Below are 25,123 nucleotides of genomic sequence, written 5' to 3'. Positions count from 1 at the left end.
CCGGAGATGACGATCGGAGTGGACAGAGAGTCATGAAGCCCAAACCTCATTTGCCGTACCTGCTCGTCCTGCCGGCACTCGCTGTTCTCGTGGCGGTGCTCTACCCCTTCCTCACCGGTGTCTGGTGGTCGTTCACGTCCTACCGACTGAACCGGGGTGCGCCGACGTTCAACGGTGGCGCGAACTACCTGAACCTGTTCGTCACCGGGGAGGGGCTGCACGCGATCGGCATCACGCTGCTGTACGCCGTCGTCGTCGTGAGCGTGGAGTGCGTTCTCGGCATCGGACTCGCGATGCTGCTGAACTACGGTCCGTACGGCAGCACGTTCCGCCTGCTGATCGTCCTGCCGCTCCTGCTGCCCCCGGTGATCGCCGCGCTGATGTGGAAGGTGATGCTGACCGAGAACGGTGTCGTGAACTGGCTTCTCGAAGCCGTCGGCCAGCCCGGGCTGCTCTGGCTCAACGGCCTCGACAGCGCCCTGTGGTCGGTGATGATCATCGACATCTGGATCTTCACCCCGTTCGTCGTGCTCCTCGCGCAGGCCGGCCTCCGCAGCGTTCCGCAGGAGCTTCGCGAGGCCTCAGCGGTCGACGGTGCGGGTCCGGTCCGGAACTTCTTCTCCATCACGCTGCCGATGCTGGTGCCCGTGCTCATCGTGATCATCGCGTTCCGCGGCATCGACTCTTTGAAGATGTTCGACATCATCTACACGACGACCAAGGGCGGGCCCGTGGACGCGACGACCAACCTCCATGTGCTCGCCTACCTGGACGGCATCCGCAACATGAACTTCGGCGCGGCGATGGCGGCCCTCGTGGTGCTGTGGGTGCTGTGCAACCTGCTGTCGTCCGTGCTGCTCCGGGCGCGTCGGACGGAGGCGGGAGCATGAACGCCTCTCCGAGCGGTTCCGTCGCGCGGTCCCGTCGTCGCAAGAAGCTCCTGCGGCATGGTGCGGTGATCGCGTCGCTGAGCATGTGGAGCGTCTTCGCGCTCGCGCCCCTCGTGTGGATCGTGATGATGTCGTTCAAGAAGGCCGAAGACATCGTCGCCTACCCGCCCACCTTCGTCTTCACGCCGACGTTGACGAACTACGTCGAGGTGCTGAGCAGTGCGAAGTTCATGGCGCCGTTCGTGAACTCCCTCATCGTGACGGTGGGGTCGCTGCTCGTGACGGTCGTGATCGGCCTTCCGACCGCGTACGCACTCGCGCGCTTCTCGTTCCGGGGACGCGAGAACATCGCGTTCGGGATCCTGTCCCTGCGATTCGCCCCCGAATTGCTGATCATCCTGCCGCTGTATCTGCTGTTCCAGAAGGCGGGCCTGTACGACTCTCATCTGGGGTTGATCCTGGCGTATCAACTCGTCACGCTGCCCATGCTGGTGTGGATGCTCCGCTCCTTCATCGAAGATCTGCCCGGCGAGCTGGAAGAAGCGGTGGCCATGGATGGGGGCACGCGCTGGACCGCTTTCCGTCACGTGCTCCTGCGACTGATCGCACCGGGCCTCGGCGCGAGTCTGATGCTCTCCTTCGTCTGGGCGTGGAACAGCTACACGCTGCCGCTGGTGCTGGCGGGGAAGAACACGCAGGTCATCACGACCGGGATCCAGCAGTACATCTCCGCGCAATCCATCGACTGGGGACCCATGGCAGCGGCCACGGTCGTCTCCCTCATCCCCGGGATTCTCTTCGCGGTGTTCTCACTGCGCTGGATCGTCGGCGGTCTCACCGCCGGCACTGTCAAAGGCTGAAAGCCCGCACGACCGAAAGGTGCCACCCATGTCCGTTCCTTCCACCATGTACGCCAGCGTGCTCACCGGGCCGAAGCGCGTAGAGCTCGAGAGTCGCCCGGTCCCCTCCCCGGGTGCGGGCGGCGTCCTCATCAAGGTCACCGCGGTCGGCGTCTGCGGCTCGGACACCCACTTCTTCGAATCGGGTGCCGTCGGAGACATCGTCGTCCGGGACCATGTCGTGCTCGGGCACGAGACCGCGGGGGAGATCGTCGCCGTGGGTGCGGGCGTCGATGCGAGCCGCGTGGGGACGCGGGTCGCTGTGGAGCCGCAGACGCCGTGTCGCGCCTGCCGCTTCTGCAAGCGCGGCGCCTATCACCTGTGCCCGAGCATCCGCTTCTTCGGCGCCTGGCCGGTCGACGGCTCCTTCGCGGAGTTCGTGATCGTCGACGCCGACTTCGCGCACGAGATTCCCTCGGCCATGACCGACGAGCAGGGCGCGCTCGCCGAACCCGTCTCGGTGGCGATCCACGCGGCCCGTCGTGCAGGTGTCACGGCGGGCGCGAGGGTGCTCATCACCGGAGCCGGCCCGATCGGGGTCCTGACCGCGCAGGTCGCGAAGGCGTTCGGTGCCGTCGAGGTCGTCATCAGTGATCCGATCGCGAAACGGCGGGACTTCGCCCGCGCACGAGGGGCGGACGAGGTCATCGACTCCGCGGGCGACGGGCTCGCTCGCTTCGACCAGTACTTCGACATCTACATCGATGCATCGGGCAGCGCCCAGGCGATCCGTGCCGCGCTGCCGACGATCGTCCGTGGAGGCATCGCGGTCCTCGTCGGCATGGGTGGTAATCAGCTCGACGTTCCTGTCGCGATGCTGCAGCACCGAGAGATCACGCTCACCGGTACCTTCCGGTACGTCAACACATGGCCGACGGAGATCGACCTGATCTCCCGTGGCATCGTCGACACCTCGGGGATCGTGACCGGACGATACGGCTTGGACGGCGTCGAGGATGCACTGATGAAGGCGAAGACGGATCCGGAAGCGATCAAGACCATGATCATCCCCGCTCTCACCGCCGCGTGAGCCGAGGCGCCTTTTGAATCGCGCATGTGGTCCGATCCAACGGCGGGATGCGACCATATGCGAGATTCGAAAGCGGCAGGCCGTCAGGGAGCGGGCGGATACGGATGCGGCAGCCACACCGTCACGATCAGGCCGCCGTCCGTGCGAGGCGTGAGCACCAGAGTCCCGCCGTGGGCCTGCGTGATGCGGTCGACGATCGCGAGGCCGAGTCCGGCGCCGGCATGGTCCTCTCCGCGGGTGCGGTCGGCGCCGCGCTGGAACGGCTCGACGAGGGTGGCCACGCGATCGCGAGGCAGCAACGCTCCGGTGTTCTCGATGACGAGTGCGACGGCGTGGGGCATCGCGTGCGTGCGCACGGCGACGGATCCGCCGGACGGCAGGTTGTGCACGATCGCGTTGAGAACGAGGTTCGTCACCAGTTGCGGCAGCAGCGCGGCGGAACCCAGCACCGGCGCGGGCGCCCCGCCCACCTCCACCGCGACCCCGCGGCGGTCGGCGAGCGGCAGCAGCGCCTCCACCGCCTCTTCCGCGAGGAGCGAGAGGTCGACGATCTCTCGGGGGAACGTCCGCTGATCCGCGCGGCTGAGCAGCAGGAGCGCCTCGGTCAGGTCGATCGCACGGGTGTTCACCTCGCGCAGACGGGTGATCAGCGCATCGACATCCCGGTCGGGATCGTCTCTGGCTACCTCGAGCAGGGTCTGCGAGATCGCGAGGGGCGTCCGCAGTTCGTGCGAGGCGTTCGCCGCGAACCGCTGCTGTTCCGCGACATGCGCCTCGAGCTGCTCGAGCATCGAGTCGAAGACATCGGCGAGGTCGCGGAACTCGTCGCGCGGGCCGGGCAGCGCGATCCGATGGGAGAGTGAGCCCTGCGCCGCCAGCCGGGCAGCGTCGCCGATCCGGGTGAGCGGCGCCAGCATCCGTCCCGCGAGCAGCCACCCTCCGCCCAGTCCCAGCGCCAGCAGGACGACCATGACGATCGACGCGACCGGGACGAACGCCCGGATCAGGTCGGAGCGGTTCGGCACGAAGAACTCGATATACGGGATCTGCACATCCGGCACGTACCGCAGCAGGTACAGCGCCACCGCGGCGAGCAGCAGACCTCCCGACACGACCACGACGGCGGCATAACTCAGCGTGAGCTTGAGGCGGGCGCTCATCCCGCGGCGTCTACGCATCGGCGTCCGTCCCGATCCGGTAGCCGACGCCCGGCACCGTGCGGATCAGCCACGGCTCACCCAACCGCTTGCGCAGCGAGGACACGGTGATGCGCACGGCGTTGGTGAACGGGTCGGCGTTCTCGTCCCAGGCCCGCTCCAGCAGCTGCTCGGCGCTGACCACCCCTCCCTCGGCGTCGACGAGCACCTCCAGCACGGCGAACTGCTTGCGGGTGAGGGCGACGTAGCGGTCGTCGCGGTACACCTCGCGACGGAACGGATCCAGGCGCAGCCCCGCGACCTCGAGCACGGGCGGCCGGGATCGTTGTCTGCGTCGGTCCAGGGCACGCAGACGCAGCACGAGTTCGCGCAGCTCGAACGGCTTGGTGAGGTAGTCGTCCGCGCCGATCTCGAAGCCGGTCGCCTTGTCGTCGAGACGGTCGGCCGCCGTGAGCATCAGGATCGGGATGCCGGTGCCGGAGGCCACGATCCACCGCGCGATGTCGTCGCCGGACGGGCCCGGAACGTCGCGATCGAGCACGGCGATGTCGTAGGAGTTGATGCTCAGAAGCTCCAGCGCGGTGTCGCCGTCGTTCGCGATGTCGGCCGCGATCGCCTCCAGGCGCAGCCCATCCCGCACCGCCTCGGCGAGGTAGGGCTCGTCCTCGACGATCAGTACACGCATGGCTGCGATCCTACGCAGTGGGGCATATCGGGAGCATATGGAAAAGCGCATACGTCCTCGCAACGCGCGTCCTCCTTCACTGGGAGCATGAACACCCGCACCACCTCCCTCAGATCGCAGGCGCGCCGCCGCCGGACCGTTTCGGTCCTCATCGGGCTCGCGCTGGCCGTGATCATCGCCTTCGTCGTCCAGCAGTCGCTGTCCGCGGCCTTCGCCGATGCCGAGCGCACCGGTCCGCTGCCCTCTTCCACGCCCCGGCCGAGTGGGCAGAGCGAAGGGTCGGTCATCGCCCCGAGCGAGGCCGACGGGGTGATCCGCGACGGCGACCAGCCGACCGTCTTCGACGTCGATCGGGCCGCCGTGGGCAACCTCGACGCGTCGCTGCTCGCGGCGCTGCAGCGTGCCGCATCCGATGCGGAGGCCGACGGGGTCACGTTCCGGGTGAACAGTGGATGGCGCACCCCCGCGCTGCAGGAACGGATGCTGCAGGACGCGATCGCGCATTACGGCTCCGAGGCGGAAGCGCGGCGATGGGTGGCGACTCCGGAGACATCGGAGCATGTGACCGGCGACGCCGTCGACCTCGGTCCGCTGCCCGCCTTGGACTGGCTCGTCCAGCGGGGATGGCGCTACGGGCTCTGCCAGATCTACGCCAATGAGTCGTGGCACTACGAGCTGCGTCCGGAGGCGGTCGACCAGGGCTGCCCCGAGATGCTGCCTGATCCCACCGCCGACCCGAGGACGAAGCGATGACCACCCTCCTGCCTGCGCCGCGGGTGACTCTCTCCCGCCTTCATGCCCCGACGCTGCAGACCATCCCGGAGGCCGTCGCCGAGAACGTACGGCGGGTGCGGGCCACGTGCTCCGCGCGCATCATGGCCGTGGTGAAGGCCGACGGCTACGGGCACGGCGCCGTCACGGTCGCCGAGGCCGCGGTCGCCGCCGGCGCCGAATGGCTCGGGGTCACCGATGTCGCCGACGCCGTCGCCCTGCGTGATGCCGGGTTCACCGTGCCGATCCTCTCGTGGCTGAACCCCTCGGGGGCCGATGCGGAGACGGCCGCGGCGCTTCGCATCGACGTCGCGGTCGGCTCTGTGGAGGAGTTGCGCCAGTTGATCGCCGACGCCGTGGATCCGGTCCGCGTGCACCTGCACCTCGATACGGGGATGGCCCGGGGCGGGTGTCCGCTCGACGACTGGGAGGAGCTGTTCCGCACCGCACGCGCGGGGCGGGGCAGGGTCGAGGTGGTGGGTGTGATGGGACATCTGCCTCGCGCCGACGAAGCCGACCCCCGGGCGAACGCGGCGGCCGTGCTGCGCTTTCGGCACGGCAGGGACGCCGTGCTCCGGGCCGGCTTCGGGCCGGTGCTCGTACATCTCGCCGCGACGTCCGGCGCGCTCACCGATCCGGGGACGCACTTCGACATGGTGCGCATCGGTGCGGGGCTGGTGGGCATCGACCCCTCCGGGGCGACGACGCTGGCCGGTGCCGCGCGGTGGACCGCCCCCGTCGTGCACAGCGCGCTCGTCCCGGCCGGGACGGCGGTGGGCTACGGGGGCGCGCACATCACGGAACGGGAGACGCACCTGAGCGTCGTGGGCGTCGGATACGCGGACGGGATCCCGCGGGAGCTCGCGGCGGAGGCGGCCGTGGCGATCGACGGGGCCCGGTATCCGATCGTGGGGAGGGTGTCGATGGATCAGATCGTGATCGATACCGGCGCCGTGCCGGTTCCGCGCGGCACGGTCGCCACGGTGTTCGGACCCGAGGGGGGAGTCGTGCCGTCGGTGCAGGAGTGGGCGCGGTGGGCGGGCAGCATCCCGCACACCGTCGTCACCGGCATCGGAGCACGAGTGCAGAGGAGTGTGGCATGACCACGAGGGTCCTGGTCATCGGTGGGGGGCAGAACGCCGAGCACGAGGTGTCGCTGGCCTCCGCGGCCGCGGTCGCCGCCGCGCTGCGCATGGGCGATCACGAAGTCACGAGTGCGACGATCGATCGAGAGGGGGTGTGGAGGGCCGACGGTATCCCGACCGGGGTCTCGGCGGCGGAGTCGCTGGCGCTCGCGCTTCCGCTGCTCGCCCGCACCGACGTGGTCTTCCCGGCGGTGCACGGCGCGCTCGGGGAGGACGGCGCGCTCGCGGCCCTGTGCGGACTCGCCGGAGTGCGCGTGGTCGGGTCGGGCCTGCGGGCGGGCGCGATCGGCATGGACAAGTGGACCACCAAGCTGGTCGCGGAAGCAGTGGGCCTCGGTACCGCCCGCGGTCGTCTGGTCGCCGCCGAGGACATCGGGGACGTGGAGTTCGAGGGGGAGGTCGTCGTCAAGCCGGTGTCGGCCGGATCCAGCCACGGCGTGAGTCTGGTGAGCGAGGAGGGTGGGCTGCTCGCGGCGCTGCGGGAGGCGGCGCGCTTCGACCGGCGGATCCTGGTCGAGGAGGTCGTGCGGGCACGCGAGATCGACGTGGCGGTGCTGCGCGAGAAGGGGGGTATCCGCTGGGCGGCCCCGCCCCTCGAGATCCACGCGACCGGGCTCTTCGACACCGCCACGAAGTACGACGGCAGCGCGCGGTTCACGGTCCCGGCTCAGCTCGACGCGGCCGAGGTGGCGGCGCTCAAGCGGGCGGCGATCGCGGTCTTCGACGCCCTCGGCTGTGACGGGGTCGCACGGATGGACTTCTTCCTCACCGATCGGGGTCCGCTGCTGAACGAGGTCAACACCATGCCGGGGCTGACGGCCGCCTCGCAGGTGCCGCGGATGTTCGCGGCGGCGGGCGTGACCTACGTCGACCTGGTGGCGCGGCTCGTGCGTGCGGCGTCGTGACCGGCGCGCGTGCGCCGCGGGTCGGTTGGCCGGATGTCGCGAAGGGCATCTGCATCATCCTCGTGGTGCTGTGGCACGTGGTGACGAAGGTCGCGGTCGAGATGCCCGGCGCGGGACCCGTGACAGACGTCTGGGTGATGCTGAACGCGCAGCTGCTGCCGCTGCGGATCCCGCTGTTCTTCCTGGTATCGGGGGTGTTCGCCGCGCGGGCGGTGCTCGACGCGGGCGGACGGTCCTGGCGTCGTCGAGCGGGGCGCCTCGCCCTGCTCTACGTCGTGTGGGTGCTCATCCAGACGTTCGTGCTCGCCCTGACGCCCGACTTCGACACGGCACGGGCGAACGACGGATGGGAGCTGCTCGCGCAGCTGACCCTCAGCCCGACGAACCTCTGGTATCTGCTCGCGCTCGCGGTCTATCTGACGATCGGTCGGCTCACTCGCGGCCTCCCGACGGCCGTCGTGCTGTCGGGGGCCTTCGTGATCGCGGCGGTCGCCGGCGCCGGGGTCATCCCCGACCTCGGCAACCTCTGGCAGCTGGTGCAGAACCTGTTCTTCTTCCTCCTCGGGCTTCGGGGGCGTCCAGTCATCGAGCGCTTCGCGCAGAGCGTCGGGGTGTGGCGAACGCTCGCGCTCGCGGCCCTCTATGTCGCGGCGCTGGCGCTCGTGGCAGGCCTGACCCTCCGTCTGCTGCCGGGGGTGTGGCCCGCGCTCGCCCTGATCGCGGTGGCGTGCGGGGCGTCGCTCAGCGTGCTCCTGGACCGGCACCTCGAGGTGGTCGCCCGACCGCTGCGCTGGATCGGCCGGCGGACCCTGCCCATCTACGTGCTGCACATGATGCCCCTCGCCCTGATCGATGCGGGGCTGGATGCTGCGGGCTGGAGGACGACGCCGGTGCTCGAAGCCATCGGCCCTCTCGTGCTGACGGCGTCGGTGATCGCGATCTGTCTGGGAGTACATGCGCTGCTCGTGCGCGGCGGACTCGGGGCGCTGTTCGACCCCCTGCAGGCGATCGACCGCCTGGCGCCGCACCTGCGGCGATGAAGGCCTCGACAATCGGCGGCGGACGGCGGATCCTGGAGTCATGGCGGCCTTCACAGCGGACAACGCGTTCAGCGGATTCAGCGTCGACGACATCGATGCGGCGAAAGAGTTCTACGGCACGACCCTCGGCCTCGACGTCGAGCTCAACGCGATGGGGTTCCTCGACCTGCGGCTGCCCCGTGGCGGGTCGATCCTCGTCTACGCGAAGCCGAACCACACACCGGCGAGCTTCACGATCCTGAACTTCCCGGTGGCGGATGTCGACGCCGCGGTGGACGAGCTCATCGCGCGCGGGGTGCAGACCAAGATCTACAGCGACGAGGAGTTCCCGTCCGATTCGCGTGGCATCGTGCGCGGCAACGGTCAGGGCCCGGACATCGCGTGGTTCCGCGACCCTGCGGGCAACGTGCTCGCCGTCCTGCAGGCCTGACGACAGGACGCCGCTACAGCCGGTCGACTCCGGTCACCGTGACGACGGCCTGGCCGGCGTCGTCGGACTCGGCGAGGTCGATCGTCGCGGTGACGCCCCAGTCGTGGTCACCGGCGGGATCGTCGAAGATCTGCCGTGCGGTCCAGGTGGTCGGCCCTTCGGTGAGGATCAGCAGCTTCGAACTGCGAGCGTCCGCGCCGGTCAGGATCTCGTCGTGGTCGGCGAAGTACCCGTCGAGGGCGTCGGACCAGGCGTCGGCTCCGAAACCGGGGTCGAGCTCGGCGAGCCCGTCGACGTCGTCCCGCGCGGCGAGCTGCACGCGGCGGAACAGCTCGTTTCGGACCAGGATGCGGAAAGCGCGGATGTTGCTCGTGAGGCGCTTCGGGGCGGGTGGGACGATCGGTTCGTCGGGCGCATGCGGATCGAAGCGCCCGTTGTCGACGCCCGCGACCAGTTCCTCCCACTCATCGAGCAGGCTCGAGTCGACCTGGCGGACCAACTCGCCCAGCCACTCGATGAGGTCGCGCAGATCCTCATCCTTGAACTCCTCGGGGATGGTCTGCGAGGCCGCGCGGTAGGCATCGGAGAGGTAGCGCAGCACCACGCCCTCGGACCGCGCGATCTTGTAGTACGCGACATATTCCCCGAACGACATGGCTCGCTCGTACATATCGCGCACCACGGACTTGGGGTGCAGTTCGAAGTCGCGGATCCACGGCTGCGCCGCGCTGAACGTCTCGAACGCGGCTGACAGCAGCTCATCGAGCGGCTTCGGGTAGGTGACCTGCTCGAGCAGCTCCATCCGCTCGTCGTACTCGATGCCCTCGGACTTCATCGCGGCGACCGCCTCGCCGCGGGCCAGGAACTCCTGCTGGCTCAGCACGGCGCGCGGATCGTCGAGCGTCGACTCCACGATCGAGATCATGTCGAGAGCGTAGGAGCCGGTGCCCGTGCCCGCGGTCGGGTCGGGGTCGAGCAGCTCGAACGCGGCGAGGGCGAAGGGTGACAGCGGCTGGTTGAGCGCGAAGTTCGGCTGCAGGTCGACCGTGAGCCGGATATCGCCGTCGGGGGTCTTCTCGACGATGCCCGATTCGCGGAGGGTGCGGTAGATGCCGATGGCCCGGAGAGCCAACTCGCGCTGGCGCTTCCGCGGCTCGTGGTTGTCATATACCAGCGCGCGCATATTGGCGAAGACGTCGCCGCCACGGGCGATCACGTTGAGCATCATCGCGCTCGTGATCTGCATGTGCGAGGTCAGTGTCTCCGGCACCGCGTCGATGAGCTTGCGGAACGACGGCTCACCCCACGACACGAAACCGTCCGGGGCCTTCTTACGGACGATCTTGCGCTTCTTCTTCGGGTCGTCGCCGGCCTTCTTCACGGCCGCGACGTTCTCGCTCTCGTGCTCGGGGGCCTGCGCGACGACCGTGCCCGCGGTGTCGTAGCCCGCACGGCCCGCGCGGCCGGCGATCTGGTGGAACTCGCGGGCGTTGAGCTGCCGCATCCGGGAGCCGTCGAACTTCGTGAGCGCAGTGAGCAGCACGGTCCGGATCGGGACGTTGATGCCGACGCCGAGCGTGTCGGTGCCGCAGATCACGCGCAGCAGTCCGCGCTGGGCGAGCTGCTCGACCAGGCGGCGGTACTTCGGCAGCATCCCCGCGTGATGCACCCCGATCCCTGCGCGCAGGAAGCGGGAGAGGGTCTTGCCGAACGCGGTCGTGAAACGGAACTGGGCGATCAGCGCCGCGATCTCGTCGCGCTGCTCGCGGGTGGCAACCTTGGTGCTCGACAGCACCTGGGCCCGCTCCATCGCGGCCGCCTGCGAGAAGTGCACGATGTAGATCGGCGCCTGCCCGGTGCTCAGCAGGTCGTCGATCGTCTCGTGGATCGGGGTCGTCTCGTAGAAGAAGTGCAGGGGCACAGGGCGCTCGACGCCGGTGACCGTCGCCGTCTCGCGGCCCGTGCGACGGGTGAGGTCCGCCGCGAGTTCGGTGACATCGCCGAGGGTCGCCGACATCAGGACGAACTGCGCCTGCGGCAGCTCGAGCAGCGGTACCTGCCACGCCCACCCGCGGTCGGGGTCGGCGTAGAAGTGGAACTCGTCCATCACGACCTGACCGACGTCGGCATCGGCGCCCTGGCGCAGCGAGAGGTTCGCGAGGATCTCGGCCGTGCAGCAGATGATGGGCGCGTCGGCGTTGACCGCGGAGTCGCCCGTGACCATCCCGACGTTCTCGGCCCCGAACACGTCGACCAGCGCGAAGAACTTCTCGCTCACGAGCGCCTTGATCGGTGCCGTGTAGTAGCTGCGCCGTCCGGCGACCAGTGCGCTGAAGTGGGCGCCGATCGCGACGAGCGACTTCCCGGTGCCGGTGGGGGTGGACAGGATCAGGTTGTTGCCGGAGACGATCTCGATGACCGCCTCGTCCTGCGCGGGATACAGCCGGATGCCGGTCGACTCCGCCCATTCGACGAATGCGAGGTAGACGGCGTCCGGGTCCGCGGCGTCCGGAACGATGGCGGGGTCGAGCCGCGGCGAGGAAGTCATGGTCCCTCGATCATCCCATCCGCCGTCCGTTCCGTTCGTCCCGCCGCCCGTCCTGCCGCCCTGCCGCCCGTCCTGCCGCCTGTTGTGAAGGAGATCTCGCGATTCGAAGGACTCGTCCGGGGAATCGCTCCTTCGAGTCGCGAGTTCTCCTTCGAGTCGCGAGTTCTCCTTCGTTGCGTGGGGGTCAGACTGCGGTCGCTGCGCGCAGCGCGATGCGGATCATGTCTCCGAAGGTCTGCTCGCGCTCCTGCGCGGTCGTCTGCTCGCCGGTGACGATGTGGTCGCTCACGGTGCAGATCGCGAGGGCACGCCGACCGTAGTACGCCGCGAGCGTGTAGAGACCGGCGGCCTCCATCTCGACGCCGAGGATGCCGTGCCGCACGAAGGGTTCCGTGAGCTCAGGTCGGGTGCTGTAGAACTGGTCGCTCGAGAAGAGCTGCCCCACGTGCGCGGTCGACTCGAGGGTCTCGGCCTCACTCGCCTCGACCGCGGCGCGCAACAGGGAGAAGTCGGCCACGGGCGCATAGTCGAGTCCGTGGAAGCGCACCCGGTTGATGCCGGAGTCCGTGCTGGCGCCGTTGGCGATGATGATGTCGCGGATCCGCACATCCTCGGTCAGCGCTCCGCACGAGCCGACCCGCACGATCGTCTGCACGTCGTAGGAGTCGAACAGTTCGTTCGCATAGATCGCCATCGAGGGCTGGCCCATCCCCGAACCCTGGACCGAGACGCGGTGCCCTTCCCAAGTGCCGGTGAAGCCCAGCATTCCGCGCGTCTCGGAGTACAGTTCTGCATCCTCGAGGAACGTCTCGGCGATCCACTTCGCCCGCAGCGGATCGCCGGGGAACAGGACGATGGGGGCGATCTGACCGGGCTCTGCCGCGATGTGGGTGCTCATGACCTCAGCGTATCCAGCGCCCACACGCATCCGTCCGGGCGAACGCGGCTCGTGAAGGAGAACTCGCGGAATGAAGGAGCGGATCCCGGATGCGGACCTTCGCAGCGGGAGTTCTCCTTCAGGGCGTGAGTTCTCCTTCAGGGCGTGAGCGCCTCAGCCTCCACAGGATGAGCACCTCAGCCTCCAGGCGGGGACGCCTCAGCCCTCGCGGCGTCGGACGATCTCGTCGATCCAGAGTGGCGCGAAGGGCGAGGTGCAGCCCGGTGCGGTCGGGTAGTCGGCGAGGACCTGCAGACGCTCGCCGATGTCCCGGGCCCTCGCGCGGTGGTCCGGATGGAAGATGCCGATGTTGGCGAGAGTCTCGTTCATGGCCCACTGCAGCCGTGGCGGTGCATCCTTCAGGTCGCGCTCGATCAGGTCCAGCAGGTGCGGCAGGTCGAGTCCGTCGGCGTCCTTCATCACCCGCACGGTCGTGAGCGACCAGGCGGCGGCGGCCACGGTCGGGTCGGCGTCGTCGAACCAGCGCAGCCGCAGTTCCTCGGCCAGCGGTGTCTTCTTGGCGACGTAGTTCACGAACCAGTCGTTGACCTTCGGCGGGCGGGTCTCGCGCAGCATGGCGTCGAGCTCATCGGCGGTGAAGTCGCGCGGGCGGCAGATCAGCAGGGCCAGAAGCCGTGCCGGGGTCTCGCCGGTCGCCCACAGCTCCTGCGCGAGAGGCTGGTCCGTCTTGATCTTCTTGGCCAATGCGCGCATCCGGCTGAGGTTGATCCCGTGGTCGTCGCCGCGCTTCTCGTTGGCGGCACGCATCTTCGGATCCTCGAGCGCGGCGAGTTCGTCGAGGGCTTCGGCAACGGTGACGTCGGACATGCCTCCAGGGTAAGCGGATTTCGAATCGCGTGAATGGTCCGAAATCGGCGTCGGATGCAGCACTTTGCGCGATTCGAAAGGCCGACGGGTCAGTCCTCGTCGAGGAGCTCACCCCTGATCCGGCGCAGATCCTCCATGAGAGAGCCGATCAGGATCCAGTGCTGGGAGGACGGCGGGCGCAGCACGAGCGGAGCGGTGAGTGCGGGGATCGTCGAGGTCAACGTCTCGGGCTCCGGGGACGCCTCAGCGACCTGCACCGCGAGGCGGACGTCGTGCCCGGCCCGCCGCAGCTGCTCCGCGATCGCGACCACGGCCGGCTCCTCGCCGATCGTGTCGTCGTAGTGGTCGAAGTAGGCCCGGGTCATGCCGATCGTCTGGGTCACGATGGGGGACAGCCGCTCGAGGAGCTCCCGCATCTCCCGCAGCTCCGCGCGATGCGTGGAGCGCCGAGGGTTCAGCGTGAGCGATTCCTCTCCGGCGGCGATGGAGGCGTCCGCGGCATCCTTCATCGGCCGCAGCAGGCGTACTTCGAGCATCAGTTCCTGCAGCTGTGCGGGCGTCTGCGGTTCCGGGAGTGCGACGGCGAGTCGGTCGAGGCTCGCGGCGATTTCGCGCCCGAGGAGGCTGACATCCCGCAGAGCCGGGGCGACCAGCACGGGAGGGACGATGAGGGCGTTCACCACGATGCCGATGGCCACGCCGATCAGCGTCTCCACGATGCGTGCGAACGCGTATTCAGGACTCGACGAGCCCAGCGCCAGCACCAGCATCGCCGAGATCGCGACCTGGTTGCCCGTTCCCGGTGAGGCCCGGAACACCCATGCGACCAGCATCGCCACGACGATCGCGAGCAGCACGATCCAGGTCGGCGAACCGAACAGCAGGCCCAGGGCGACGGCGATCACGACTCCCGCGATCACCCCGATGCTGCGTTCGAGCGCCTTCGACAGTGACTGGTTCACGCTGGGCTGCACGACCAGGAGGGCAGCGATCGCGGCGAAGACGGGCAGCTGCGCGGGGAAGACCCATCCGGCGATGAGCCACGCGGCGATCGTCGCTGCGGCCGACTTCACGACCTGCAGCAGCGGAGAGCGCTGGGAGGCGCGGATCGCGGCGGGGATGCGCATGACCTCCACGGTAGTGCGCGGGCGGCGGGGAGCGGGGGTTCCGTCCGTCATAGGTGCGTGCTTGCATGGGCGCATGGATCAGGACGCGAGGCTGCGCGGCGAGACCGCGGCGGTCTGGGCGACCGTGATCTGCTTCGTCCTCGGCACGATCGCCGGCATCCTGCTCCTGGGTCCCGCCGCGCGCCCGCTCACGGGTACGGAAGCCCTCGCGATGCCGGCCGCGGTGATCGCGGGGGTGATCGCCGCGGCGGCCTTCCTCACGAGCACGCTGATGCACCGCCGTGGGGAGACGGCGCCCATGCCGCGCTGGCAGGCGGTGGTGTCCGACCTCTCGTCGATCGCCCTGACCGTCGCGTTCGGAGCCGTCACGATGATGGGCGTGCTGTTGACCGCCGAGGTTCTGGCGGCAGGCCTTCAGGGGTTGCAGCTCGCCGCGATCGGGGGTGGGCTCCTCACCGGGGTGGCCTCGGCCGTCGGCGGGCGCTTCGCGTTCGGGGCCGGTGTCGACCTTCGCACGGTCGATCTCGCCGCCCTCCTGTTCGGGTTCCTCGTGATCGGCACGCTCTTCGCCATGGTCACGGCGGCCGATCCGCGATGGTGGGAGGAGAACTTCTCGCAGCTGGGCTCCGGGTCGTGGGCTTTCAACGGAACCCTCCTGGTCGCCGGCCTCCTCGTCGCGACCGTGGGGTCGTACATCGGCCGCGACCTGCACCGCCTCCTCGGCGATGCCGCCCTCCCTCGGCTCGCCGTCGTGGTCGGGGCATGGGCGGCGACGGGCGTCGCGCTCGCCGCGGTCGGGCTGCTGCCGCTGCACCGGGTGCCGCTCCCGCACGACATCGCCGCCTTCGCCACTCTCGTGCTGTTCGCCGTGGCGGCGGCGACCACCGTGGCATCGATCCCCGGGCTGCCGCGCGCTCTGCTGATCACGTCGATCGGGGTGAGCCTCCTCCTCGCGGTCGCGATCGTGCTGTGGATCCCGTTCGGGCTGTACTCGACCACCGCTGTCGAAGCCATCGTCGTCGGGCTCGGACTGCTGTGGATGGCGACCCTCGTGCGCGTGCTCGCGATCCTCACGCCGGACACCTCCCGCCCTTCGGCGCGAACCTCCCTGATGCGCCCCCGGCACGCGTAGTGCCGGCATCCCTAGACACCGGAATCCGAAAGATAGGGCATCTGCCCGATGTCGAGGGGCCCCCTCAGAGCGGACTCTAGGGATACGCAGAACCATCGAGGAGAACCCCATGTACGAGCACCCGTATCTCAGCGAACAGCTCACCCGGCACGACCAGGAGCAGATGGAGCGTGCCGCCGCCCGACGCCTCTTCCTCATCGAGCACGCCGACCAGATCCGGCCGCGTCCGGAGGGAGCCGTCCGACGCATCCTGCGCCGCGCGTTCGGCAGCGCCCGGCAGCGGTCGGCGACGGCGCCCACGTCCGCTCGGTGCGACGCTGCGGCAGCTCCCGCGCAGTGAGCGGCGTCCTCGCGAAGCGCGCGTTGCAGGCCGTGCCGAATGTCGGTCCGGGGTGGGACGATGAATCCATGCCCCTTTCCCCGTCGAGCGCTGCGATGGTCGGCCGCGAGGCCGAGCTGACCGAGGTGCGCCGGTCGTTCGCCGGTGTGCGCGACGGCGTGCCTGCGGCCCTGCTCGTCGAGGGAGAAGCCGGGATCGGCAAGTCGCGTCTGCTGCGCGAGTTCGCCGCCGAGATCGAGCAGACCGCCGACGTGCACGTGGGCTGGTGTCTCGACCTCGGTGCCTCGCGCACGCCGTACGGTCCGTTGACCGGCATCCTGCGCTCGATCGTCACACGCATGGGCGTCGACCGGGTGCGCGACTCGGTGGGAGTGGGGGCGGAGGCCCTCGGCATGCTGCTCCCCGAACTCGTCGACACCCCGACCGATCGTGACCGCACGAGTCCCGAGCGGCTGAGAGACGCGATCGCCTCCCTCATCGAGGCGGCGGCCGAGCGCGCTCCTCAGGTGCTCGTGGTCGAAGACCTGCACTGGGCGGATGAGTCGACGCTCGCCATCCTCTCCTTCCTGCTGCGGGCGTTGGGTCGCGGCCGCATCCTGTTGCTCCTCAGCTGCCGCAGCGACGACGTGCGGCGCGGCGATGCGGTGAGTCGGTTCATCGGAGAGGCGACGCGCGCACGGCTGCTCGACCGCGTGACCCTTGCCCGGCTCGACGCCGCCGCCGTCCGCGAGCTGGCGGAGCAGATCACCGGCCGCGCGCTCACCGAGAGCGCGCTCGACCGCATGCAGGAGAGGGCGGAGGGCGTCCCCTTCTTCATCGAGGAGATCGCCGGATGCACGAACGGCCCGCTCCCCGATGGGCTCCGTGACCTGCTGCTCGCCCGCTTCGACAGGCTGAGCGACGATGCGCGACACGTCGTGCAGGTCGTCTCCGGGGCCGAGCGTCCGTTGTCGCACCCGCTCATCACGAGTCTCGTCGGCTTGCCGGAGCAGCGGCTCGATGACGCGATCCGCGAGGCGACCCGCAGCGGAATCCTGGTCGTGGGCGACGACGACTATCGCTTCCGCCACGCGCTGCTGCGCGAGGCCGTGCACGACGACCTGCTCCCCGGTGAACGGGCGCGGTTGCACCGTGCCTACGCCGAGGCGCTCGAGGCGCAGTGCGCGGAGTCGGACACCAGCGATGCCGCGGCGCTCGCCTATCACTGGCAACTCGCACAAGACGATCGGAAGGCTCTCATCGCCGCCGCCGATGCCATGCGGCAGGCGAAGGCACAGTATGCGTTCGCGAGCGCGGCCCGCTTCGGTGAGCTGGCGCTGGAGCTGTGGCCGCTCGTGCCCGACGCGGCCGACGCAGCGCGCATCGAGCGCCTGGACCTGCTCCTGGTGCTCGGTTCGATCCTGCGCAACGCCGGTGACGGAGACCGGGCCCTCGCCGTCGCGAACGTCGCCCTCGCCGAGGTCGACCCGAAGACGGTCGACCCGCGGCTGCACGCGCGGCTGCTGCGCAACAAGGCGCTGTACCTGGTCAACCTCGGGCGTCTGGGAGCGATACCGCTCCTGCAGCAGGCTCTGGCCATCGCCGACGAGCACGTGCATGACGACGTCTTCCGCGCCGAGCTCCTCAACCAGCTCGCGAGCAGGCGCATGATCGCGGGCGACCGTGAGGAGGCGATCCGGCTCGCGGACGAGGCCGAGCGCAGTGCTGCCGGCGCCGAATCGACGGATCAGCTGTCGATCGCCGCGAACGTGCGCGGTGGGTCCCTCGCCCATCTGGGACACATCGAGGAGGGGGTACGCGAGTACGAGCGTGCGCGTGTGCTCGCGACGGGGACGACCGCCGAGATGCGTTACCGCGTGAACTACTCCGACCTGCTCACGTTGCTGGGCCGCTACCGCGAGGCGGTCGAGGTCGCAGAAGAGGGCCTGCAGCGTGCGCGTGAGCTCCGGGTCGAGCGCACCTCGGGGTCGATCATGGCGCAGAACATGGTCGTCCCCCTGCTCGAACTCGGAGAGATCGCACGGGTCGAGGAGATGCTGGCGCGTGACTTCGTGCAGGGGACCCTGCGCGTGTTCCGCATGTACATGAGCATGACGCGCGTGCGGGTGCTGGCCTGGCGCGGAAGATCGGCCGAGGCCGCAGAGCTGTTGCAGGCGTGGCTGCCCGCCTTCGAGGAGACCGGTGGCTCGGAACGTCAGATCTGGTACGACCGGGTCATGATGACGGTCGCGGTCGCCGAGAGCGAGGGCAACCTCCGCGGAGCCCTCGACGCGATCCTCGAGATGCTGCGTGACGACCGGCCCGCGTTGCTGCACCAGCGTCGGCTGCTGCTGGAGGGCGGGGCGATCATCGCCGAGCTGCGCGCCGAGGGGGCCGATGTCACCGAGGAGTCCGATGCCATCCGCGCCGCCTGGCTCGCGCAACCCGTGCCGCTGCAGAACGATGCGTGGTCGACGATCCTCGATGCCCTCCTCGACCCGCGCGGCGATGCGCTCGACGCCGCCCTGCGCAGCGCCGAGGGAGAAGACGTCCCGGTCATCTTCCGAGCGGTACTCCGCCTCGAGAGCGCTCGCCTGCGGGTGCACGAGGGGGATCGCGCATCTGCAGCGTCGGTGCTCGGTGAGGCCGCCGCGTTGGCGGAGTCCCTGGGCAATGCGCAGCTCCAGGCGGCGGTCTCGCGGTTCAGCGCCGACGCCGGTCTTCGCGCCTCCGATGCGCCGCTGAGCGACGACCTGCTCACCGCTCGTGAGAGGCAGGTGCTCGAGCTCATCGCCGAGGGCCTGAGCAACCGACAGATCGGCGACCGTCTGTTCATCAGCGTGAAGACGGTGAGCGTCCACGTCTCCGCGGTTCTGCGCAAGCTCGGGGTGAACACGCGCACCGAAGCGGCTCTCGTGCAGAAGAATCCGTCGTTCCGTGCTGCTGCTCAGTCTGCCGTGGTAGCGTGACAAAGCGCGCGTGTCGGATGTTCCGACTCGGCGTAGGCCGTGTAAACGGCTAAGTCAACAGAAAGTAGAAACACATGGCCACTGGCACTGTGAAATGGTTCAACGCGGAAAAGGGCTTCGGCTTCATCGCTCCCGATGACGGCTCGGACGACCTCTTCGCCCACTACTCGGCTATCGCCGGCTCCGGTTTCAAGGAGCTCCGCGAGAACCAGAAGGTCGAATTCGACGCTGAGCGTGGCCCCAAGGGCATGCAGGCGGCGAACATCCGCGCTCTCTGAGCGCGCGCTGACTTCCTGAAGCCGGTCGGATCCTCACGGATCCGGCCGGTTTTTTTCGTACCCACGGCGCCTTCGAAATCGCGCGAATGGCTCTATCCGGGCCCAAAAAGACGATTAGTTGCGCTATTCGAAATCCGGAGCGGAGGTGAGGTCACCCTAACCTCCGTGTTAGATTAGGCGAGGCTTACCAATGCCGGGCGCGGTCTGCGCCACACTCCCACCCCGAATCGAAGGGAACGCCTGTGCGCACCTCCCGTCTCCTCGCCCTCGGCGCAGCCGCCGCGCTCGCCGTCGGCCTCTCCGCCTGCGCCTCGTCCGCGCCGGAGTCGACGTCCTCCGCCGGGGGCAACCCCGCCTCCGACGACGCTTTCCCCGTCACGATCGAGCACGTCTACGGCGAGACCACGATCACCGAGAAGCCGGAGCGGGTCGCGACCGTCGCCTGGGCGAACCACGAGGTGCCGCTGGCCCTCGGCATCGTGCCGGTCGGGATGAGCAAGGTCACGTGGGGGGACGACGACGACAACGGCGTGCTGCCGTGGGTCGAGGAGAAGCTCGAGGAGATGGGGGCCGAGACACCGGTCCTGTTCGACGAGACCGACGGCATCGACTACGAAGCCGTGGCCGACACCGAGCCCGACGTGATCCTCGCCTCGTACTCCGGCATGACGCAGGAGGAGTACGACACCCTCTCCAAGATCGCGCCGGTCGTCGCCTACCCGGACGTCGCCTGGGGCACCTCGGTGGATGAGATGGTCGAGATGAACTCGAAAGCTCTCGGGCTCGAGGACGAAGGCAAGGCCCTGATCGAAGAGCTGCATGCCGAGTCCGAAGCCGCCCTCGACGAGCACAGTGACCTGAAGGACAAGAAGGTCCTCTTCGCGTACTTCGACCCGAGCGACCTCAGCACGATCGGCTTCTACACGGCGGCGGACACGCGACCCGGATTCCTGCACAGCCTCGGTCTCCCCTTCCCGTCGATCGTCGAGGAGAACAAGGACACCGAGCTGTTCAACCTCGAGGTGAGCGCCGAGGAGGCGCAGAAGTTCGACGATGTGGATCTGTTCGTGACCTACGGTGACGACTCGACCGTCGCTGCTCTGCAGGCCGATCCGCTGCTGTCGAAGATCCCGGCCATCGCCGAGGGGCGCATCGCGATCCTGCCCAACGCCACGCCGATCGCGGCCTCCGCCAACCCGTCGCCGCTCTCGATCCCGTGGGGACTCGGCGACTACTTCGCGATCCTGGCTGGCCCGCTGGCGTCGTAGTCGTTCGATCCGCTCCCGCGGAATGAGCATTCAGTGACCTCAGCGACCGTCCTCGCGCCGGGTGCCGCAGACCTGCGGCGCCCGGCGCTGGCGCGAACCCTGTGGCTCCTCCTCGGGGTGGTCGTGCTCCTGGTGCTCAGCGTCATGTCGATCGCCTTCGGCGTGCGCGCGGTCTCGTTCGACGACATCGTCGCCGCTCTCACCGGTCACACCGACACGATCGCCGAGGCCGCGATCGTCAAGCGCATCCCCCGCACGGTCCTCGCGCTCCTCGTCGGCGCGGCACTCGCGCTCTCCGGAGCCACCATGCAGGCGGTCACGCGGAACCCCATCGCCGACCCCGGCATCCTCGGTGTCTCGAACGGCGCCTCGCTCGCCGTGGTGTGCGGCATCGCGTTCTTCGGTCTCGCCGACCCCTACGGGCAGATGACCTTCGCGATCGTGGGCGCCGGTGCCGCCGCCGTCTTCGTGTACACCGTCGGATCCCTCGGGCGCGGAGGCGCGACGCCGCTCAAGCTCGCGCTCGCCGGGGCCGCCACCTCGGCCGCCTTCGCCTCGCTGATCAGCGCGATCATGCTGCCGCGCGTCGACCTGCTGCAGACGTTCCAGTCGTGGCAGATCGGCGGTGTCGGTGGGGCGGAGTGGCCGCGGATCGCGATCACCGCCCCCGTCCTCGCGCTCGGCGCCCTGATCTGCTTCCTGAGTGCGCGCGGCATGAACTCGCTCGCCCTCGGCGACGACATGGCGAAGGGACTCGGCGAACATGTGCTCCGCACCCGCATGATCTCAGCGCTGGGTGCGGTGATCCTCGCGGGTGCCGCGACCGCGATCGCCGGACCCATCGGGTTCGTCGGCCTCGTGATCCCGCACATGTGCCGGCTCCTGGTCGGCACCGACCACCGGTGGCTGCTCCCGTTCTCGGCCATCGCCGGTGCCGCACTCCTGACGGCGAGCGACATCGTCGGTCGCGTGATCGCTCCCTCCTCCGAGGAGATCCAGGTGGGCATCATCACCGCCATCATCGGAGCCCCGTTCTTCATCTGGATCGTCCGTCGTCAGAAGGTGCGTGAGCTGTGACCACGACCGAGCACACGGAACACACCCTCGCCCGCGACGAGGAGTCCGCATCCGCGCGGATCGCCCGGATCGTCGCAGGGCGTCGCTCGCGCCACCGTCGCCACGCGACGGCCACGATCGTCCTCGGAGTCCTGGTCTTCGCCCTCTTCGCGATCGCTCTGATGGTGGGCAACACGTTCTACACACCGGACGAGGTGATCCGCGTGATCCTCGGTGAGAGCGTGCCCGGCGCCTCCTTCACCGTCGGCGACCTGCGGCTGCCGCGGGCGTTGCTCGCCGTCCTCACCGGGATCGCGTTCGGCATGGCGGGCGTCTGCTTCCAGACGATGCTGCGCAATCCGCTCGCCTCGCCCGACATCATCGGCATCTCGAACGGTGCCGGCGCCGCGGCCGTGTTCGGCATCATCGTGCTGTCGGTCAACGGCCCGGTCGTCTCCGCGCTCGCCCTGGCCGGCGCGGTGCTCACGGCCCTGGCGATCTATCTGCTCTCGATCAAGGGCGGCTTCGCCGGCACCCGCTTGATCCTGATCGGCATCGGCGTCGCGGCGATGCTGCAGAGCGTCATCTCGTACCTGCTCTCCCGTGCGGCGAACTGGGACATCCAGACCGCGATGCAGTGGCTGACGGGAAGCCTCAACAACGCGTCCTGGGAGCGGGTGCTGCCGATGGCGATCGCCGCGGTGATCATCGTGCCGCTGATGCTGTCGCAGGGTCGCGCGCTGGGGACTCTCCGGCTCGGTGACGACTCCGCTGCCGGACTCGGTGTCCGCGTCGGCGCCACACGCCTGCTGCTCATCCTCGGCGCGGTCGCGCTGCTCGCGTTCGCGACCGCGGCCACCGGCCCCATCGCCTTCGTCGCGTTCATGGCGGGACCCATCGCCGCCCGCATCACCGGGCCCGGGGCGAACCTGCTCCTGCCGTCGGCCTTCGTCGGTGCCGTGCTCGTGCTCGCCGGCGACCTGATCGGCCAGTTCGCCTTCGGCACCCGCTATCCCGTCGGCGTCATCACCGGCGTGGTCGGCGCGCCGTACCTGATCTATCTGCTCATCCGCACCAACCGCTCCGGGGGTTCGCTATGACCGTCTCGCACAGCCTGTCGGCCGAGGGGGTGACGCTCGCGTACGGCGACCGCACCGTCATCGACGGCCTCGACCTGCAGATCGCTCCCGGACGCATCACCGCGATCGTGGGCGCGAACGGCTGCGGCAAGTCGACGCTGCTGCGCTCGCTGGCCCGCCTGCTCTCGCCGGCCGAGGGGCAGATCGTGCTCGACGGCGCCTCGGTGCATTCGCGCCCGACCAAGGAGGTCGCGCGGATCCTCGGTCTCCTGCCGCAATCGCCCATCGCGCCCGAGGGGATCGCGGTCGCCGACCTGGTCGGACGAGGGCGACACCCGCACCAGAAGATGCTCGCGCGGTGGAGCGCGCACGACTACGAGGTCGTGGCGGACGCGCTCGATGCGACCGGCATCTCCGATCTGGCCGACCGCAGCGTGGACGAGCTCTCGGGCGGACAGCGGCAGCGCGTCTGGATCGCGATGGCTCTCGCGCAGGAGACGGACATCCTGCTGCTCGACGAGCCGACCACGTTCCTGGACGTCGCGCACCAGGTCGAGGTGCTGGACCTGCTGACCGACCTGAGCGTGTCACGCGGCACGACCATCGTCATGGTGCTGCACGACCTCAACCTCGCCGCCCGCTACGCCGACGAACTGGTCGCCATGAAGGACGGCAGGGTGCATGCAGCGGGAGCCCCGCAGGAGGTCGTCACCGCCGACCTCGTCGAAGAGGTCTTCGGCCTCGCCAATCAGATCACCATCGACCCGGTCTCCGGTACGCCGATGGTCACACCCATCGGGAGGCATCATGTCCGCTGAGACGACCACGACCGAGCGTCCGACCTACATCCTCACCCGCGCCGAGGTGCGCGCCGTGGTCCGGGTCTCGCCCTCGTTCGTGCGGGTGACCTTCGGCGGGGACGACCTGTTCGAGTTCGGGACCCCGGGCGAGGTGTTCGACAGCCGCATCAAGCTGGTCTTCCCGCCGGCATCCGGGATACTGCCCGAGCTCGACCGCGCATCGGACAACTGGTGGCAGGCGTTCCTGGCGGTGCCGGAGGAGGAGCGCGGCTCGATGCGCACCTACTCGGTGCGGGACCTCCGGGTCGACGACGAGACCGGGACCGAGGTCGACGTCGACTTCGTGCTGCACCTCGAGCCGGGGCTGACCGGCCCCGCGTCGCTGTGGGCGGACCAGGCCGCGGTCGGGCAGGAGCTGTACCTCGTCGGACCGCGTCGCGGCCTCGGCGTCGATACGCACGGCGGCGCCGAGTTCCACCCCGGACGCGCTCCTTCGGTCGTGCTCGCGGGGGATGAGACGGCGGCCCCGGCGATCGCCCGCATCCTGGAGGACGCCCCTCGCGGGCTGCGCGGTGTCGCCTTCATCGAGGTGCCGACTCCGGCCGACGTGCTGCGCATCGATGCGCCGACCGGTGTCGAGGTGCACTGGCTGCCGCGCGACGCCGGTGAGCCGCACGGTCTGCACCTGATCCCTGCGGTCCTCGGCTACCTCGGCGACGCCGACGCTTCGGACGAGATCCGCGTGAAGGACATCGACGGCGAGGACCTGCTGTGGGAGACGCCGGCGTACTCCGGCCTCGGTGAGGAGATCGCCGCCGCCGATGCCCCGGCTGAGCGCTACTTCTGGATCGCGGGGGAGAGCGGCGTGGTCACCACCCTGCGCCGACACCTCGTGAAGGACCTCGGCATCGACCGCGGGCAGGTGGCCTTCATGGGCTACTGGCGCCGCGGTGTCGCGATGCGGGGCTGACATGACGACGCAGACCCACGCCCTGCAGGGCGAATCCCTCGTGCTCGGATACGGCCGTGCCCGGGTGGTGCACGATGTCTCGCTGTGCCTCGCCCCCGGAAGGGTGACAGCTCTCATCGGCCCCAACGGCAGCGGCAAGTCGACCGTCCTGCGCGCGCTCGCCCGCCTGCACCGCATCGAGGCGGGGAGTGTGCGCATCGGCGGTGACGAGACGCGCGACGCCGCCGCCCTTTCGGCGAAGGAGTTCGCGAAGACTGTCGCGATGCTCTCGCAATCGCGGCCGCATCCCTCCGGCATCGAGGTCTCCGACGTCGTGGCGTACGGCCGTCACCCGCACCGGGGTCGCTTCTCCGGTGTCAGCGACGCCGACCGCACCGCCGTCGCGCGGGCGCTCGAGCTGACCGGACTCACCGCCATGGCTGCCCGTCCCGTCGACCAGCTCTCGGGCGGCGAACTGCAGCGCGTGTGGCTGGCGACCGCGCTGGCGCAGGAGACCGGCGTGCTGCTGCTCGACGAGCCGACGAACCACCTCGACCTGCGCTATCAGGTGGAGACGCTCGACCTGGTGCGCGAGCTCGCCGACGACCACGGCACCGCCCTCGGTGTCGTGCTGCACGACCTCGACCACGCGGCATCCGTCGCCGACGACGTCGTGCTGCTGCACGCGGGACGAGTGCACGCGGCCGGCACCCCCGCCGAGGTGCTGACCGGCGAGAACCTCTCCACCGTCTACGGCTTGCACATCGACACCGAGATCGATGAGGAGACCGGCCTCGTGCGGGTGCTCCCACGAGGTCGGCACCACCGCCGGCACCGCACCCCCGCGGCATCCTGAACCCCCTCACCCCTCCCGGAGGAAG

Annotated in this window: 24 protein-coding genes; 18 read left to right on the top strand and 6 right to left on the bottom strand. The window is 69.4% G+C overall.

Annotated elements, in window-relative coordinates; genetic code table 11:
• The first annotated feature begins 32 nt into the window (after positions 1-32).
• From KV397_RS15395 to KV397_RS15385, 3 genes are read left to right on the top strand one after another with little or no spacing between them, the layout of a single operon-like run.
• Entirely contained in the window at positions 33-890 is an 858-nt protein-coding gene (locus KV397_RS15395; RefSeq protein ID WP_047523301.1) for a carbohydrate ABC transporter permease, read from the top strand.
• The gene (locus KV397_RS15390; RefSeq protein ID WP_261811654.1) at positions 887-1,750 is read left to right on the top strand and encodes a carbohydrate ABC transporter permease; all 864 of its coding nucleotides are present in this window, start codon (positions 887-889) and stop codon (positions 1,748-1,750) included. The genes KV397_RS15395 and KV397_RS15390 overlap by 4 nt, the downstream gene beginning before the upstream one ends.
• 28 nt (positions 1,751-1,778) lie before the next feature.
• Positions 1,779-2,819 (top strand): NAD(P)-dependent alcohol dehydrogenase, encoded by a 1,041-nt coding sequence (locus tag KV397_RS15385; RefSeq protein ID WP_261811653.1) that lies wholly within the window; start codon positions 1,779-1,781, stop codon positions 2,817-2,819.
• A gap of 83 nt (positions 2,820-2,902) precedes the next feature.
• On the opposite strand, the gene KV397_RS15380 is transcribed toward KV397_RS15385, so the two are convergent.
• Both KV397_RS15380 and KV397_RS15375 read right to left on the bottom strand, forming a co-directional pair.
• Positions 2,903-3,979: a sensor histidine kinase gene (locus tag KV397_RS15380; protein ID WP_315972130.1), complete on the bottom strand. Its 1,077-nt coding sequence runs from the start codon at positions 3,977-3,979 to the stop codon at positions 2,903-2,905.
• 10 nt (positions 3,980-3,989) lie between these two features.
• The gene (locus KV397_RS15375; protein WP_261811651.1) at positions 3,990-4,661 is read right to left on the bottom strand and encodes a response regulator transcription factor; all 672 of its coding nucleotides are present in this window, start codon (positions 4,659-4,661) and stop codon (positions 3,990-3,992) included.
• 87 nt (positions 4,662-4,748) lie between these two features.
• On the opposite strand from KV397_RS15375, the gene KV397_RS15370 reads away from it, so the two are divergent.
• The 5 genes from KV397_RS15370 to KV397_RS15350 are packed head-to-tail and all read left to right on the top strand — an operon-like array spanning position 4,749 to position 8,952.
• Positions 4,749-5,414: a M15 family metallopeptidase gene (locus tag KV397_RS15370; protein ID WP_261811650.1), complete on the top strand. Its 666-nt coding sequence runs from the start codon at positions 4,749-4,751 to the stop codon at positions 5,412-5,414.
• Entirely contained in the window at positions 5,411-6,535 is a 1,125-nt protein-coding gene (alr, locus tag KV397_RS15365; protein WP_261811649.1) for an alanine racemase, read from the top strand. The genes KV397_RS15370 and alr overlap by 4 nt, the downstream gene beginning before the upstream one ends.
• The gene (locus KV397_RS15360; RefSeq protein ID WP_131492006.1) at positions 6,532-7,482 is read left to right on the top strand and encodes a D-alanine--D-alanine ligase family protein; all 951 of its coding nucleotides are present in this window, start codon (positions 6,532-6,534) and stop codon (positions 7,480-7,482) included. Before alr ends, KV397_RS15360 begins: the two co-directional genes overlap by 4 nt.
• Positions 7,479-8,522, top strand: coding sequence for an acyltransferase family protein (locus KV397_RS15355; protein ID WP_261811648.1), 1,044 nt, complete (start codon positions 7,479-7,481; stop codon positions 8,520-8,522). Before KV397_RS15360 ends, KV397_RS15355 begins: the two co-directional genes overlap by 4 nt.
• A 40-nt stretch (positions 8,523-8,562) precedes the next feature.
• Positions 8,563-8,952: a VOC family protein gene (locus KV397_RS15350; RefSeq protein WP_261811647.1), complete on the top strand. Its 390-nt coding sequence runs from the start codon at positions 8,563-8,565 to the stop codon at positions 8,950-8,952.
• A gap of 13 nt (positions 8,953-8,965) precedes the next feature.
• Here the strand turns inward: KV397_RS15350 and KV397_RS15345 are convergent, their stop codons facing one another.
• The 4 genes from KV397_RS15345 to KV397_RS15330 all read right to left on the bottom strand — a co-directional run bounded on the left by KV397_RS15345 (position 8,966) and on the right by KV397_RS15330 (position 14,392).
• A complete protein-coding gene (locus KV397_RS15345) occupies positions 8,966-11,500 on the bottom strand; it encodes a DEAD/DEAH box helicase (protein ID WP_261811646.1) in 2,535 nt (844 codons plus the stop codon).
• A 184-nt stretch (positions 11,501-11,684) separates the two neighbouring features.
• Positions 11,685-12,398, bottom strand: a complete 714-nt coding sequence (deoD, locus tag KV397_RS15340; protein WP_261811645.1) for a purine-nucleoside phosphorylase — start codon at positions 12,396-12,398, stop codon at positions 11,685-11,687.
• Positions 12,399-12,596: 198 nt separating this feature from the next.
• Complete coding sequence (locus KV397_RS15335) at positions 12,597-13,265, bottom strand: DNA alkylation repair protein (protein ID WP_131492011.1); 669 nt, start codon at positions 13,263-13,265, stop codon at positions 12,597-12,599.
• A gap of 89 nt (positions 13,266-13,354) precedes the next feature.
• Positions 13,355-14,392: an FUSC family protein gene (locus KV397_RS15330; RefSeq protein ID WP_261811644.1), complete on the bottom strand. Its 1,038-nt coding sequence runs from the start codon at positions 14,390-14,392 to the stop codon at positions 13,355-13,357.
• Between the two features lie 73 nt (positions 14,393-14,465).
• On the opposite strand from KV397_RS15330, the gene KV397_RS15325 reads away from it, so the two are divergent.
• From KV397_RS15325 to KV397_RS15280, 10 genes are all read left to right on the top strand, one after another.
• On the top strand, positions 14,466-15,524 hold the full coding sequence (locus KV397_RS15325; RefSeq protein WP_261811643.1) for a DUF998 domain-containing protein: 1,059 nt from the start codon (positions 14,466-14,468) through the stop codon (positions 15,522-15,524).
• Positions 15,525-15,633: 109 nt separating this feature from the next.
• Positions 15,634-15,864 carry a hypothetical protein gene (locus KV397_RS15320; RefSeq protein WP_047523284.1) on the top strand — a complete coding sequence of 77 codons (231 nt, stop codon included), beginning with the start codon at positions 15,634-15,636 and terminating at the stop codon, positions 15,862-15,864.
• 68 nt (positions 15,865-15,932) lie between these two features.
• A complete protein-coding gene (locus KV397_RS15315) occupies positions 15,933-18,812 on the top strand; it encodes a helix-turn-helix transcriptional regulator (RefSeq protein ID WP_165875423.1) in 2,880 nt (959 codons plus the stop codon).
• Between the two features lie 74 nt (positions 18,813-18,886).
• A complete protein-coding gene (locus KV397_RS15310) occupies positions 18,887-19,090 on the top strand; it encodes a cold-shock protein (RefSeq protein ID WP_017831237.1) in 204 nt (67 codons plus the stop codon).
• Between the two features lie 242 nt (positions 19,091-19,332).
• Positions 19,333-20,358, top strand: a complete 1,026-nt coding sequence (locus KV397_RS15305; RefSeq protein WP_261811642.1) for an iron-siderophore ABC transporter substrate-binding protein — start codon at positions 19,333-19,335, stop codon at positions 20,356-20,358.
• A 33-nt stretch (positions 20,359-20,391) separates the two neighbouring features.
• Positions 20,392-21,435 (top strand): FecCD family ABC transporter permease, encoded by a 1,044-nt coding sequence (locus KV397_RS15300; protein WP_047523280.1) that lies wholly within the window; start codon positions 20,392-20,394, stop codon positions 21,433-21,435.
• Complete coding sequence (locus KV397_RS15295) at positions 21,432-22,514, top strand: FecCD family ABC transporter permease (RefSeq protein WP_261811641.1); 1,083 nt, start codon at positions 21,432-21,434, stop codon at positions 22,512-22,514. Before KV397_RS15300 ends, KV397_RS15295 begins: the two co-directional genes overlap by 4 nt.
• Positions 22,511-23,311, top strand: a complete 801-nt coding sequence (locus KV397_RS15290; RefSeq protein WP_261811640.1) for an ABC transporter ATP-binding protein — start codon at positions 22,511-22,513, stop codon at positions 23,309-23,311. The genes KV397_RS15295 and KV397_RS15290 overlap by 4 nt, the downstream gene beginning before the upstream one ends.
• Positions 23,301-24,263, top strand: a complete 963-nt coding sequence (locus tag KV397_RS15285) for a siderophore-interacting protein (RefSeq protein ID WP_261811639.1) — start codon at positions 23,301-23,303, stop codon at positions 24,261-24,263. The genes KV397_RS15290 and KV397_RS15285 overlap by 11 nt, the downstream gene beginning before the upstream one ends.
• A gap of 1 nt (position 24,264) precedes the next feature.
• The gene (locus KV397_RS15280; protein WP_261811638.1) at positions 24,265-25,098 is read left to right on the top strand and encodes an ABC transporter ATP-binding protein; all 834 of its coding nucleotides are present in this window, start codon (positions 24,265-24,267) and stop codon (positions 25,096-25,098) included.
• Positions 25,099-25,123: the final 25 nt, after the last annotated feature.

The sequence above is a fragment of the Microbacterium aurugineum genome (genome assembly GCF_023101205.1).
In the GTDB taxonomy this organism is placed as follows: Bacteria; Actinomycetota; Actinomycetes; order Actinomycetales; family Microbacteriaceae; genus Microbacterium; species Microbacterium aurugineum.
The sequence above is the reverse complement of the archived record's forward strand: the minus strand, read 5'-3'. Positions and strand labels throughout refer to the sequence as shown.

Excerpts from the sequence above, each read along its gene's own strand:
- KV397_RS15385 (WP_261811653.1), top strand. The coding sequence starts at position 1,779 with ATGTCCGTTCCTTCCACCATGTACGCCAGCGTGCTCACCGGGCCGAAG.
- KV397_RS15350 (WP_261811647.1), top strand. The coding sequence starts at position 8,563 with ATGGCGGCCTTCACAGCGGACAACGCGTTCAGCGGATTCAGCGTCGAC.
- KV397_RS15390 (WP_261811654.1), top strand. The coding sequence starts at position 887 with ATGAACGCCTCTCCGAGCGGTTCCGTCGCGCGGTCCCGTCGTCGCAAG.
- KV397_RS15360 (WP_131492006.1), top strand. The coding sequence starts at position 6,532 with ATGACCACGAGGGTCCTGGTCATCGGTGGGGGGCAGAACGCCGAGCAC.
- KV397_RS15290 (WP_261811640.1), top strand. The coding sequence starts at position 22,511 with ATGACCGTCTCGCACAGCCTGTCGGCCGAGGGGGTGACGCTCGCGTAC.
- KV397_RS15330 (WP_261811644.1), bottom strand. The coding sequence starts at position 14,392 with ATGCGCATCCCCGCCGCGATCCGCGCCTCCCAGCGCTCTCCGCTGCTG.
- KV397_RS15380 (WP_315972130.1), bottom strand. The coding sequence starts at position 3,979 with ATGAGCGCCCGCCTCAAGCTCACGCTGAGTTATGCCGCCGTCGTGGTC.
- KV397_RS15395 (WP_047523301.1), top strand. The coding sequence starts at position 33 with ATGAAGCCCAAACCTCATTTGCCGTACCTGCTCGTCCTGCCGGCACTC.
- KV397_RS15310 (WP_017831237.1), top strand. The coding sequence starts at position 18,887 with ATGGCCACTGGCACTGTGAAATGGTTCAACGCGGAAAAGGGCTTCGGC.
- KV397_RS15375 (WP_261811651.1), bottom strand. The coding sequence starts at position 4,661 with ATGCGTGTACTGATCGTCGAGGACGAGCCCTACCTCGCCGAGGCGGTG.
- KV397_RS15320 (WP_047523284.1), top strand. The coding sequence starts at position 15,634 with ATGTACGAGCACCCGTATCTCAGCGAACAGCTCACCCGGCACGACCAG.
- KV397_RS15315 (WP_165875423.1), top strand. The coding sequence starts at position 15,933 with ATGCCCCTTTCCCCGTCGAGCGCTGCGATGGTCGGCCGCGAGGCCGAG.
- KV397_RS15370 (WP_261811650.1), top strand. The coding sequence starts at position 4,749 with ATGAACACCCGCACCACCTCCCTCAGATCGCAGGCGCGCCGCCGCCGG.
- KV397_RS15335 (WP_131492011.1), bottom strand. The coding sequence starts at position 13,265 with ATGTCCGACGTCACCGTTGCCGAAGCCCTCGACGAACTCGCCGCGCTC.
- KV397_RS15325 (WP_261811643.1), top strand. The coding sequence starts at position 14,466 with ATGGATCAGGACGCGAGGCTGCGCGGCGAGACCGCGGCGGTCTGGGCG.
- deoD (WP_261811645.1), bottom strand. The coding sequence starts at position 12,398 with ATGAGCACCCACATCGCGGCAGAGCCCGGTCAGATCGCCCCCATCGTC.
- alr (WP_261811649.1), top strand. The coding sequence starts at position 5,411 with ATGACCACCCTCCTGCCTGCGCCGCGGGTGACTCTCTCCCGCCTTCAT.
- KV397_RS15345 (WP_261811646.1), bottom strand. The coding sequence starts at position 11,500 with ATGACTTCCTCGCCGCGGCTCGACCCCGCCATCGTTCCGGACGCCGCG.
- KV397_RS15285 (WP_261811639.1), top strand. The coding sequence starts at position 23,301 with ATGTCCGCTGAGACGACCACGACCGAGCGTCCGACCTACATCCTCACC.
- KV397_RS15280 (WP_261811638.1), top strand. The coding sequence starts at position 24,265 with ATGACGACGCAGACCCACGCCCTGCAGGGCGAATCCCTCGTGCTCGGA.